The following is a 12,857-nucleotide window of genomic DNA, read 5'->3' on the forward strand; positions in this document are numbered from 1 at the left end:
ATAGAACCTTGCTCTTAGGTAATACTGCCCTGTAACCTGATCATATTGCTCACCAGCATACCGGAATCTATTCTGCACTTTCTCAACAGCTTCAACTGTATTACCAAATGCATCATACTGATACTTATTTATCATTGTACCGCTTGCGTCTGTAAGGCCTACCACATCACCGTGAGCATTATTCACATAATAATAACCCCTACCCGTAACTTCCTTATGTGCAAGTATCTCATGCCCTCTGATGGTAGAATGCTTGAGACTCCCGCTGCCATCTAACTCCGACACAACATCTGTTCCACTAAACACAAATCTACTGACATTACCGTTTTCCTGAATCTCATACCTTAAGCCTTCCGGATCGTATACATTCTTAATAAATCCTCCGCCAGAACTCTGTATTGATGCAGTCCTGTTGAAGCAATCGTAGGTATACTTGGTAACTCCCTTCCTGCCGCTTTCCTGAATCAAGTTGCCATGAGGATCATACTGGTAAATAGTATGTGCAGCTCCTTCAACCTTTTCTACCAACCTGTTCCTCTTGTCATAGCTGTATTCTTCCTTGACATTACCCTTTGTTCTACTTATCCTGTTTCCAGCAAAGTCATATGTAAATATCTCTTTAACACCAGGATAAACTACTCTTTCCAATCTGTTGAGCTTATCATAGAAGAATCTTGTGGCACTTCCATTCTCAACTCTCTCAATCTGGTTTCCGTTATTATCATAGGAATATTCGTGTGAAATTATTTCTTCACCAGCCTTGTTCCTTGATATAATGGATATTACGTTTTTATCCTCATCATAGCTGTATTCTATTGTTGTACCATTACCGTAACATATTGAAGCTATAGTGTTATCAAGATTGTAGGTATATTGAGCTTCCTTTTGTGCTGCATCCCATACCTCTGAAAGTCTTCCAAGTTCATCATACTTATAAGTTGTCAGTTTTCCTGAGATGTCTTTGAGTTCAACTAAGTTGCCGTCCTTGTCATATCTGTAATTTAGGATAGCCTTTCCGTTTAACCTCTTGGATTTTAATTTCAAGTCCGAAGTATACTCATAGTAATAGTTAACAGCACCATTTACAGCAGCCTTCAGGCTTCCATCCAGATTGTAGGCATACTCTTCCCGATATCCTGATGCCATATCCCTTTTTAATATAATGCTGTCATCCTGGTTATATATAAATTCACTTATCTTTCTGTTCCTATCGACCTTGCGAGTTAATCTTCCCTGCAGATCATATTTGAAGGAGATAACATCTCCTGCAGGATCCACAATCTGGGAAAGCTTATTTAAGCTATTAAATATATATTCGGTAGTGTTTCCGTTTCCGTCTGTAGCACTTATAATATTTCCAGCGTGGTCATAGATGTACTTTTCAATGCTTCCGTCAGCCTTCTCAACTTCAGTGACCCTGCCCCAAATATCAAGCTTGTGCTGAGTTAGGTTACCCTGGCCATCTTTAATTCCTGTTATATTACCCATTGCATCATAAGTATACTCCTGTGCTGCAATTCCCCTTTGTTTTGCACCAGGTGTCGATATTTCTTTTATTCTTCCGCCGATATCATATTTGTATTCCGCAGAGTGCATTGTAGCATCCATTTTCTCAACAAGCTCGCCCGTACCGTTGAATTTTCTCTTTTCAACAACGTTACCAAGAGCGTCAACTACCTCTGTCAGCCTATTGAGGCTGTCATATGTGAAGGACATGCCTATTCCGTCATCTGTTTTAGGATCATAGTTTTTAGGTGATACACGCTTAATGATATTGCCTGAATCATCATAAAACAGCCTTGTGATACCGCCTTCCTTGTCAGTAACTCTGATCCTCCTGTTCATACTGTCGTATTCATACTTTATTGAATTGCCATTACAGTCTGTTTCTCTTATAATGTTACCTGCTTTATCGTATTCATAGGCAGTGGTTCTAGCTTCATTTTTACCTAAAAGCTTACTGACTTCTGTGATCCTACCTGCCTTATCATAGCTTAGCAGAGTCTTATAACCAAGGGGAGTTGTAACACTGATTAGGTTATAGTTACCGTCATAATTGTAAAGAGTATGGGAAATAGCCTTTCCATCTACCTTTTCAACAAGATCGTCCCCATCTATTTCTTCAGTCTTCTTTTCCAATAATCCTACACTATTGTATCTGTATCTTATTATCTTACTCTTTTTATCGTTTATTTTTATTATCTCAGTGGTTCTGTTGCCAAGGCAGTCATAGGAATATTGAATTCTTGCTCCAGTGGAGTCTGAAACCCCAACTATACGATTGTTTTTGTCATAAATATAGCTGATGGTATTCCACTCTTCAGGATATTTCTTATCATCCACATATTCCCGAGATACCTTCTCTTCTGTTCTCCTGCCTGATTTATCATAGCTGTACAGGGTTATATTATATTGTTCCTTTGAGTCTTTTTCATCAACAGGGACCCTCTTCTCAAGAAGCCACCCTGCTGTATTATATTTATAAATGGTCGCGTAACCCTTAGCGTTAACTTCTTTAACCAGTCTGCCGTCACCATCGTATTCAAAGGTTTTCACCGTATTACCCTCAGGATCCCTGATAAGTGTAAGCCTGTTAAGCTCATCATATTCATATTCGCTTCCTGATCCATCGTCGGTATAAGAATCATATTTTCCAGGTTCAATAGTTTTTATAATATTCCCTGCAGGATCGTACTTTGTCCTTCCAACTCCCCCTGTAGGATAGAGTTCTTTCACCCTTCTCTGGCTTTGATCATATTGATACTCTATACCAATTCCATCGCTGGTGTCTTTATTGTAAAAGTTTGGGTTGATTTCTTTAACCACATTTCCATGGATATCATACTTTAATGCCATTACATTCTTTAACGGATCTATGGTTTTAACAAGCCTATCCATGTCATCATAGTAAAATTCATATCCGATCCCGGTATCCTTGCTATCTGGGAGTATTTTCTTTACAAGGTTTCCCATCAGATCATATTCCATTAGGGTAACATTACCCAGTGCATCAACTTTTTTAGTTATCTTATTTATTGTGTTATATGTGTACTCTACTGTACCGTAGGATGTGGTAATAGAGACCATTCTTCCCGCTTTGTCATATTTATATTTAAATGCATTGCCTTCAGCATCTCTTATTAAGGTAGGCTTATCAGTATGGTGGTCCTTATATTCAAATTCTGTTAGATTGCCTTCCGGGTCAACCCTTTCAGTAAGCCTTCCATACTCATCATAAGAATAACAGGTTATAGAATATACATCGTCGTCAATGCGAACCTGTTCTTCGATGATGTTTCCATAAGGATCATATAAATATAATGTCTCTGAACCGCCTGAGGTTGTGGTCTTTATAAGATTTCCAAAGCTGTCGTAATAGTTTGAGATTATATAATCGTTGGGGTATATCTTTTCTAGCAGATATCCGTCTTTATCATACACATATTCTGTTGTCCTTCCCAAACGATCTGTCACTGAGTTCTTATTTCCATATATGTCATATGTGTATATTTCAGCAGTGCCATCGGGATAAACCCTCTCGGATAAAAGGTTTTGTTCATTATATCTGTATCTCTCAATCACGTTTGTTGCATGAAAAATAAAGACGTTCTCTTTATCATCTTCATTATATATTATTTCAGTGATATTCCCATTCTTATCAAACTGCTTTGTTACACGACCTTTTTCATCATATTCATTTTTAACATATGTAACGCCGTTCTGGTCAGTAACTGTTGTAATCCACCCAGCCTCATAAGTGTATTTTACAGTGCCACCATTCGGAAGGGTAACTTCTGTAAGGTTATCACCGGCATATTTGTATTTAACCGTTCTGCCTATATTGTCTGTAATCTGAAGTATTTTACCGGAGCTACTTGTTAAGGTTATTATTTTTCCGCCAGGAGTTATTAATGTATCAATTTCACCTTTGTGGTTGTAAGATACCTTTAATGTATTATTATTTTTGTCTGAAATTGATATAAGCTTCCCATTTTTATCGAATTTAAATGTCTTTTTATCTATATTGTTTAATAAAAACTCACCAGCATCAAGCTCAGTAAGCTTATCAGACTCATCATCATCGCTAACATTTATCCAAATGCCCTCTTTTTTCTCATATTCCTTAACACTTCCGTCTGGATAAACAAGGGTTAACTCATCTCCACGTCGTTCAATCCTGCTTTCAACTTCAAAGGTCCAGCCTTTTCCCATAGGACCTACAGATTCATCAGTAGAGTTGTATTTTCTTTTTACCTCAAGATTTATTCCTCTGTCTTCGATATAGAGGTCTGTTGCATCTATATAAAAGCTCCCTGTTACAACATTTACAGGGTCGCCTGAAGTACACACATTTTTAGCTGCCTGATTTTTATTTTTAGGGCTTTTTGACTTTTTGCCGTTATTGCTTCCTTTTGACAAAACCTTCTTTTTTTTATTTTTATCCTCTTGCTCTAACTTTCCAGCCCTAAGCTTTTCCAAATCCGGTTTAGAAATCTTTGTGCTTTTCCAGTTCATATCTTAGCACCTCACTTTAACGCAAATACCTTTTTTCTCTATTTCATATAAATTATTTACAACTCTTTTATCACTCATTGCCGCATTTAAGCCTTTTTATAGATATCAAGAAGTTACTTTATATCCATTATAAGCTAAATTTTCCTTATAGGATAGTTATTTTTCACAATATTAAGGTACCTTTCAAATTTATAGAGTAAAAATCATTAAAAAGGTTTTATTAATTTAAAAATAATTGTAAATAAAAAGTATCAAGGGGTAAAGAGACTGCATATTTACTATGCCTCTCCTTACCCCTTGATTTACTCATGTTATCGTATTGGTGCATTATTGGATTGCTGAACAATCTCGCCTCTAAATTTTTCAATAAACTGGCTTATGTTATTTAGATCAAGCTCGAGGGGACATACTCCTTCGATAGTAGGCAGAATATATTTGAGCTCATCCAATATTTGTCTTTTAATTTTTAACAATTTTTCATAATGGCTAAATTCCCTGCCTGTCTTAATAGCTTTAATACATTCAATACCAAGGTCATGCTCCCAGCTTATTAATTTTTCTTTAATAAAGCGATTTTCAATACTTATGTTTGAGATTGATGCATTGATGTTTTTAATTGAGTTCCTAAGCTTCTTTCTTTTTAAATACAGTTTTACCGGAAAAGTTAGGCTCTTTACTTCATTTTCGTCCTTTATAAAACTAAACCAGTCATTTACCATAGCTGTTACTTCCAGCTTCAGATTTTTGACTTTTTCATTATTCGAAATATAGCTGTCCATATCCTCTTTAATTGAAGATACATTGTTCTTAAAATAGTCTTTGTAAAAAGAGTCTGAATTTTTTTCTATTTCCATTGAAATATCAGAAAGCTCTTTTAAAGCCTCTTGTAATTTTAGTAAAAGCTGTAATGCAAACTCAGCTCTTTCGCTGCTTTGTCTTGTATCAGGCATCACATGTCACTCCTTATTTCCTTAAGATACTTTGAGGACGCCCACCCTTGTTTTCCATTAGTTGCTTTTATCAAATACCACTTTACACCGTTTTTGTCAGTTTGGGATTTATTTAAATATACTACAGTAGAGTTATATTTGAGCAAGCCTATAGCAGGTTTATTTGAGGTGGAGTCAGGGGCTTGTCTTAAGTTCAGCCCTTTTTTCGCTGTTACAATAAATTTCAACTGTTTGCTTTGGGAGTGTGGAACAGGCGTCTTTTCAATGACCTGAGCAGGTTCAGGTGAAGCGATTATTACTGAATTATAGAGTGATTTAAAAATACCTTCAGCTTTGAACACCATGTTATTAACAGCTGTCTTTGAGTACTTTAAAACCTGACTTTGTTTTTCCTGAAGATCCATGCCTGTGTATTTATGAACAAAGACTCTTCCTGGGTATGTGTAGGTAAAAAACAAATACAGCAGCACCAATACTGCCAATTCCCATTTCCTATATCTTAAGACCAACCTTAATGGAGTTAAAATTACATATACCACATTAAAGGCTGCGTTTTTCATCAATTCCATAAAACCGGCTTTTTGATCCCGTATATCCCTGTATGGTTTTCGTGCAGCAGTGCTGTCAAGTAAATTAATCGAAAAGTCTGAATCGGTTTTATTTTTGGAGTGATTGGTATAATTTTTACTTCGGCTCTTATTTTTTATCACTTGAATTAGCCGATTAAATCCTCTAAAAACAGCTTTAACAGGCAATATAATCAAAATGGGAATAATTAATGCGGCCAATTTTCTTAAAAGCCTTACAACTATGCCCGGAACTCTCATCCAGTTATCTCTGATGTTTTTTGCTATTTGCTCTGACAATACCAAAAACCATTCCTTTGGTGAAAAGTTGAATTCAAGCTGCAAGTCTTCATTTTGTCTCAGGTTCTCGGTATCGGATTCCAGCTCGTCCTTTAGAAATGTTTCACTAAATTCAAATTTTAACGAGTCAGACCATTTATCCTCAATTTTAAGACTCATAATACCAAGTGTTTTCTCATTACCGGTGTACTTATTGAGAATCCTATGGTTTATAAAGAGTTCAAGTCCCCATTTGCTTATTATTGATTTGATTGTCCATGCAGCTAATTCCTTATTTATATCGCTTTCCAACAAATCATCCATAACTTCCATGAGAACATTAATGGAATCCTTAAGCTTAAGATGGTTAATTCTTAATATTGCCAGCCGCCTTATAAATTCATTGGAATTTTTCAAATAAAAAGCAAGCTCTTTGGTATTTGTCAATTTATCAATTGTTTTACCGGTTTCCTTTTCAATGCTATACCACTGGGGATACTCAACAAAATCAACTTTTACAGAACACATCATAAAATCCCTCTTTAAACACTAAAACTATATAGCTTTATAGTTCTAACTTATTCTATAATTCTATGATATCATTCTTTTATTTCCGGTTATGTAGTATATTGAGGCAAAACAGGACGGTTTAAAGCATCATTTTTAATTAGGTATTTTGTACTATACGAGCAGTAAGCATTCCTACCACAAAATTTGTCCGGCAGCTATCAATTCTTTTTTGAGTTTCTCATAAGAAACATTCTGAACAGAGCAAAAATCTTGTATGGCAATTTTAGCAGCTGTGGCAGCCGATTCGGCCATAATCATAAAAGTAGGTTCCATCCTGATTGATCCGTAGGCTGCATGGGAAGCTGACACAGCTACAGGAACAATCAGGTTTGTGCATTCATTCTTTTTAGGTACTAAAGACCTATAGCTTATAGGCCAACGTGGTTCGGATAAGTCATCCATAAAAAGACAGCCTTCGTTTTGAACATACTTTACATAATTATGAGTATAGACATATCTCTGGACATTGTGTGAATCCATTGGATATGATGCAAGACCGATACTGTCCGGAGCAACTTTTGTTCCAAAACAGTTATATTCTGTCATAACATAATCTGAAACCATCCTTCGAGCTTCTCTTATATAAAGCTGGTACGGCCAATTGTCATTGTCTGCAAATTCATCTTTTGCAAGCCCGTATTTTTTATAGAAATTTTTTATATAATCCGGAATTCTAGAATCTTTGGAAAATTGAAGAGTCCATAAAAACCCTCTCTGATAATCCTCATGCCTTTTTATAATTGCCTCTCTTAATCCATAACCTGCTTCGGGATATGAATAATTAAATCCGATGTAGTCGGTTGAAACCGGTCCGCAATTATTGGCATCTATTTTATCATTGGGCAATGTGTCAAGGCAAAAGAACGTGTTTAACCCTTTATCGAAATTACTTTTACTAAGCCTCCCGTTTTTCTCGGCCTCTATGTATCTGAATAAAAGCTCATAATCATCTTTATTGTAATTTGGCGGCGGCTCTATATGATCCCTTATGCCGTCATTGTTGTAGTCCCTGTAGTCGACCATGTTTGAAATATTATCAGTGAGACACATCCTAAAGCAATAAGCCTGTATTCCCTTATCTCCAGTACCTTCCTCATTATACAGCTCCTTAATTCCATTTATAAATCCCAGCTCCGGCTTATACTTGTCAATATAGGGATCAATGCCGGGGGGCAGTTGTTGGCTAGAGTATGCGGTTTGATACTGGATGCCGTTATATCTCTCACCGTATGTACTATTGTCCTCACGGCCAACGGTATAGGATACTCCGGCTTTTGCCATCAAGTCACCCTCATATGAAGCATCGATAAATGTTCTGCCTCTTATTACATCCCCCGCTTCAGTCCTTATTGATTTTATATTTTTATTATGGACCTCAACACCATTACTAAGATCGAGTCTCCCGTATAATACGGTGACATTTTCCTCTTTAAGCAATTCATTGAATATGTTTTCCGCTGCATGGGGCTCAAAAGTTCTATATTTATTGATTCTTGCCAATTCTTTTCTTGTTTTCTCATCATATCCGCCAAAAGATTTGAATTTTTTAAAATAATAGATTATACCCCTTAAATAATATTCCTCCGCCATGCCTCCAATCGCATCAACGTCCTTAACATCCGTCAAACTAAGCCCTGAGGCACTCATTCCCCCAAGATGGGCGTCTTTAGACACGAGTATTACGGATAATCCGAGCCTTGCTGCTTTACATGCAGCTATAACCCCTGCCGATGTTCCTCCGTAGATTACTGCATCATAAACAATATTAGTGGAATATGTTTTTTTGCCTGCAGTATCTGACTTTTCTGTACTCTCGTTTATGTATTCACCGATGTGTAAATCACCTTTGTTTTCAACCAGTACGAATTCCCCCAAATGCAAGGTTTGAAACTCCAATGAATTATTATCTCTATTGAGAATAGTCCTAAGAACTTGAAATTTCTTAATTTCATCATCATATCTCAGTACAGTAAGCCTATTTATATCAAATCCATCAATTTTTAGCGGATTATATTTTATTGTAATGCTTGCTGATTGATATTTTGTCACACAGTTTATATAAAGAGGTTCACCGATATATTTAGATATATTTGCCGGAAGCTTTTTAAATCCATATGCTTTTGATATTATACTGCCAGCCTTAACCTTCTCATCACAAACCATTCTTAGCTTTATATCTTTTATAAAATCTGGTGTCCCGTCTTCTGCCAAATAACCTTCAACGTCAACATACTTTACCTGTTCCCACTGCAATACATTGATGCACAATACCAAGAGAAGGATTATTGCCGTTAATGCAACTGCAAGTATTGTAGCCACTCTTTTTTTCATTATTTTAATACCTTTCAGCCCATTTAAAATACATTTATGTTTAATAGTGATAATTCTATAATAAATTTTAATATAGTTGCAAAATTAATACTAGAAATTATAACACAAACTTAATAGTGTTTAACATATTTTAGTAAAAATATATTTTTGTAAACGAATTATATTTATAATTTGGAACATCCAGCCATAACATGGTTTTACAAAAGAATGCTGCTTTGGTAAGATATGAAGTAATACAGTTTTAATCCACAGTCAAAGGAGTATGATTTAATGAGGATTAAATATAGTAATCCTTTTTCTGCATTAAAGCATAAAAATTTCAGGTACTACTGGTTAGGGATGTGTATTTCTCTTATTGGGACATGGATGCAGAATGTTGCACAGCCCTGGCTTGCTTATAAACTAACCGAGTCTGCGTTTTTATTGAGTCTTATCGGTACTCTTCAATTTACTCCGATGCTTCTATTTTCATTATTTGCGGGGGTTTTAATTGACAGGTTTTCCAAGAGAAAAATTCTTATTTTTACCCAGACTGCATCGATGGTTATAACTCTTTTGCTGGCATTGCTGGTATGGACAGAAACCATACAGTTTTGGCACATACTTGTAATGGCAACTCTGTTAGGTTTTGTAAACACTCTGGATATGCCGACACGTCAATCCTTTGTTATCGAGCTGGTAGGACGGGATGATTTGATGAATGCAGTTGCCCTTAACTCTTCTGTTTTTAATATAGCCAGGATTATAGGTCCTGCACTGGCCGGTATAGTAATGGGGTATGCAGGAATTTCAGTTTGTTTTTTTGCAAATGCACTAAGCTTTACAGCTGTTGTTGTAAGCCTTATGTTTATTAGGCCCATGGAAACACATAAGGAGCCAATGAAAACCCATAAGATAGTAAGCAATATTAAAGATGGTCTAAAATATATTTATAATTCAAAGATCCTTTTTAATACCATTCTTACCATGACTGTAATAGGTATTTTCGGGATGAATTTCAGTGTTCTCGTTCCTGTATTTGCTAAAGAAATTTTAAAACAGCAGGAAGCAGGTTTCGGTTTTCTCATGTCGTTTATGGGAATAGGCTCATTTGTTGGAGCAATGTTTGTTGCCACAACAAGTAAGTCGGACACTAAAAAGCTTATTAATTTTATACTGTACATCATGCCTTTAGCAGTTGGAGTTTTCCTCATCGTTACAGGCTTTATGAGAAACTACATACTGACCGGAATATGTCTTGCCTTGTCAGGTCTTAGCTTCGTTTCATTCAGTTCTACTGCAAATTCTACCATGCAGCTTAATTCAAAGGATGAGTACCGCGGAAGAGTGATGAGCGTGTATTCATTGGTTTTTGCAGGAACAACACCGCTGGGAAATCTCTATGCTGGAACAATCACGGAGCACTTTGGTGCAAACGCGGGTTTTATAGCATGCGGTGCAGTAATTATTGTGGTTTTGGCTCCTTTAATTATTTACAAATCAGTGAGAAAAACTTGTTGAGGTTCTAAATAAATTACTGATGCTTCATTGAAAGTATTGTCTTTTTCACCCATTCTGCATGTAATTATACTGGAATTTGCCTAAATAGATATATAAAGGCAAATGTATTTCCTAAATTAATTTTTATAGGAGGGTATAAGATGAAACAAAAGAAGTTACCAGTAGTTTTATTAGTCATGGTGTACCTTGTCCAGATCTTCTTCAGTACCTTTGCGTTTGCTGACGACAACAGTACTGACAGTAAAACAGGACAAGCTAAGCAAGTTACCGTTTTTAATGACCTCAATGGGCATTGGGCTCAGAACCAGATTCAATTTCTGGCCGACAAGAGCTACATTAAGGGATATGCTGCAAACGGTGGTTATTCAATTAAACCCGATGCCAATATTACAAGGGCAGAGTATCTTTCAGTGTTGATTAAGACAAAAAAACTTTCTGTAATCAGCAAAAACGTAAAGCCCTTCAATGATGTCAAAGCTTCAGACTGTAGCAATTAATGGTGCCAGAAATGCAAAATGCTCGGATGAATCAATCATGTTGATTGGATGATTTTTACAATAAGTATACAGATTCAAACTTAATGGGATCATTATCTTTACCCAGTAGCTATTCTCTATAATAAATCTACTACTACCAGAATTATAGTATCTTGCCCTCAAATAAATCGTTCATGGAAGCAATATTCAATATAATATATCCAAAATTGCGGAAGAATCCAGTTTAAATTATAAATCATAAATCAACATTTTAATTGCTGTTTTTGTCCCTCTAAATCGGGTGATCAACAAATAAGATAATAAGATGCCATAAGAAGGTTTTAACTTGTGCTTATGGCATCTTTGGTTTTAATAGTTTAATAGTCCATTATTTTGTTAATAATGCAAACTAAATTTGGCTAAGTATTACATTAAATTAATTTTTTTGTCCCTCAAGATTGGGTTCTGGGTTCTCTACAATTTAATTATGCTTCTATGCAGTAAATTTTTTGATTTGTTTTTAAATTATTTTCTATAAAATCTTTATTACTTGGTTGAGGAATATTTTTTTCATTCATATCTTTTAAATATAACTGTAAAGCTTCCTTAGCCATTTGGATAGCTTCCTCTGTGGAATACCCACAAGATAAACAACCAGGCAAGTCGGGAAAACTTATTGATATACCATCTTCAGCATAATCAAATACTGCGTAAAATTTAAATCTTCTCATAAACACCTCCCAAAGTGCTTTAATTAATATCCTGCTTGTTTTTTAATACTATTCAGTGTTCCTTTTGGCAAGTCCCTATTTCCGTGTACTGGAACAATTACAACTTCACCATTAGGACCATTTAACTTTACATGGCTTCCGTTCTGACTTACCTCAGTAAAACCTTCTTTCTTTAAAAACTTAACAGTATCTTTACCACTCATGAAACCTTCAGGGAACTTTTTTGCAAACAATTGTAAATTAACTTTTTTCATTCCAGAACTATTTTTATCCGTTCCCTTTTTAAAGAGTCCTCCAAAGAAATCTCCAACTTTTTTAGCTCCGTCGCTTATCTTTCCACCAAGCCATTTGGCTCCATCAGCTATTTTTCCACCTGCAGCTTTAATTGTGCTAACAACTTTATCTGAATTTTTAACTATTACTCCTCCACCTGAAGCAAATGGGATAACGGTACAAACGCCATCTGCTACTAACGAACCCCAATTCCCCAGATCTTTTGGATCTTTTATGATATCATATACATCAACACCTAGGGATACTACATCAGCAACAGTATCAATAACATGTCCGGTTGGAACGGCATAATTAATCGGGTCATTATGGCAATATGTATATAGGTTTAAACTCAGTGGATCATTGTCTTTACCCCTTACACTCTCTTCTGTAATAAACCTACCAATACCTGGGTTATAATACCTTGCCCTCAAGTATACCGTCCCTGTTTCCTCATCAAAGTCCCCTAATAGAATAACTAAATCTATTATTTTTTAAAGGCGGTTTATTTACCGCCCTTTATCACCCTTATTTCTACATCCTGTTTTTCAACTGTATTTTTTAATTCTGTTATATTTTCCATTGTAGTAGCTACTGCATCCGTTATAGTATCAAGTTTTTTTGATACTTGCTTGAGTTCATCTTTATTTCTTTTGTCATACAGTT

General features: G+C 35.7%; 9 protein-coding genes. 2 read left to right on the plus strand and 7 right to left on the minus strand.

What is annotated here, in order from left to right:
• The 4 genes from VIO64_RS07050 to VIO64_RS07065 form a co-directional block, all read right to left on the minus strand.
• A partial coding sequence (locus tag VIO64_RS07050) for a DUF6531 domain-containing protein (RefSeq protein WP_331916573.1) occupies window positions 1-4,515 on the minus strand: 4,515 nt, incomplete at its 3' end.
• A gap of 311 nt (window positions 4,516-4,826) precedes the next feature.
• Window positions 4,827-5,465 (minus strand): hypothetical protein, encoded by a 639-nt coding sequence (locus VIO64_RS07055; protein ID WP_331916575.1) that lies wholly within the window; start codon window positions 5,463-5,465, stop codon window positions 4,827-4,829.
• Window positions 5,465-6,841 carry an SH3 domain-containing protein gene (locus tag VIO64_RS07060; RefSeq protein ID WP_331916577.1) on the minus strand — a complete coding sequence of 459 codons (1,377 nt, stop codon included), beginning with the start codon at window positions 6,839-6,841 and terminating at the stop codon, window positions 5,465-5,467. The genes VIO64_RS07055 and VIO64_RS07060 overlap by 1 nt, the downstream gene beginning before the upstream one ends.
• A 171-nt stretch (window positions 6,842-7,012) precedes the next feature.
• Window positions 7,013-9,211, minus strand: a complete 2,199-nt coding sequence (locus tag VIO64_RS07065) for an FAD-dependent oxidoreductase (protein WP_331916579.1) — start codon at window positions 9,209-9,211, stop codon at window positions 7,013-7,015.
• Window positions 9,212-9,481: 270 nt separating this feature from the next.
• On the opposite strand from VIO64_RS07065, the gene VIO64_RS07070 reads away from it, so the two are divergent.
• Both VIO64_RS07070 and VIO64_RS07075 read left to right on the plus strand, forming a co-directional pair.
• Window positions 9,482-10,711 carry an MFS transporter gene (locus tag VIO64_RS07070; protein ID WP_331916581.1) on the plus strand — a complete coding sequence of 410 codons (1,230 nt, stop codon included), beginning with the start codon at window positions 9,482-9,484 and terminating at the stop codon, window positions 10,709-10,711.
• Window positions 10,712-10,851: 140 nt separating this feature from the next.
• Window positions 10,852-11,208 (plus strand): S-layer homology domain-containing protein, encoded by a 357-nt coding sequence (locus tag VIO64_RS07075; RefSeq protein WP_331916583.1) that lies wholly within the window; start codon window positions 10,852-10,854, stop codon window positions 11,206-11,208.
• On the opposite strand, the gene VIO64_RS23060 is transcribed toward VIO64_RS07075, so the two are convergent.
• The 3 genes from VIO64_RS23060 to VIO64_RS07085 form a co-directional block, all read right to left on the minus strand.
• Window positions 11,191-11,370 carry a hypothetical protein gene (locus tag VIO64_RS23060; protein ID WP_414705243.1) on the minus strand — a complete coding sequence of 60 codons (180 nt, stop codon included), beginning with the start codon at window positions 11,368-11,370 and terminating at the stop codon, window positions 11,191-11,193. The genes VIO64_RS07075 and VIO64_RS23060 overlap by 18 nt on opposite strands.
• A 302-nt stretch (window positions 11,371-11,672) precedes the next feature.
• Window positions 11,673-11,918, minus strand: coding sequence for a type II toxin-antitoxin system HicB family antitoxin (locus VIO64_RS07080; RefSeq protein WP_331916585.1), 246 nt, complete (start codon window positions 11,916-11,918; stop codon window positions 11,673-11,675).
• Window positions 11,919-11,941: 23 nt separating this feature from the next.
• Window positions 11,942-12,682, minus strand: coding sequence for a type II toxin-antitoxin system HicA family toxin (locus tag VIO64_RS07085; protein ID WP_331916587.1), 741 nt, complete (start codon window positions 12,680-12,682; stop codon window positions 11,942-11,944).
• Between the last annotated feature and the right edge of the window lie 175 nt (window positions 12,683-12,857).

Origin of the sequence: Pseudobacteroides sp., from assembly GCF_036567765.1 — a bacterium.
Taxonomy (GTDB): domain Bacteria; phylum Bacillota; class Clostridia; order Acetivibrionales; family DSM-2933; genus Pseudobacteroides.

Excerpts from the sequence above, each read along its gene's own strand:
- VIO64_RS07080 (WP_331916585.1), bottom strand. The coding sequence starts at position 11,918 with ATGAGAAGATTTAAATTTTACGCAGTATTTGATTATGCTGAAGATGGT.
- VIO64_RS07065 (WP_331916579.1), bottom strand. The coding sequence starts at position 9,211 with ATGAAAAAAAGAGTGGCTACAATACTTGCAGTTGCATTAACGGCAATA.
- VIO64_RS07055 (WP_331916575.1), bottom strand. The coding sequence starts at position 5,465 with ATGCCTGATACAAGACAAAGCAGCGAAAGAGCTGAGTTTGCATTACAG.
- VIO64_RS07070 (WP_331916581.1), top strand. The coding sequence starts at position 9,482 with ATGAGGATTAAATATAGTAATCCTTTTTCTGCATTAAAGCATAAAAAT.
- VIO64_RS07075 (WP_331916583.1), top strand. The coding sequence starts at position 10,852 with ATGAAACAAAAGAAGTTACCAGTAGTTTTATTAGTCATGGTGTACCTT.
- VIO64_RS07060 (WP_331916577.1), bottom strand. The coding sequence starts at position 6,841 with ATGATGTGTTCTGTAAAAGTTGATTTTGTTGAGTATCCCCAGTGGTAT.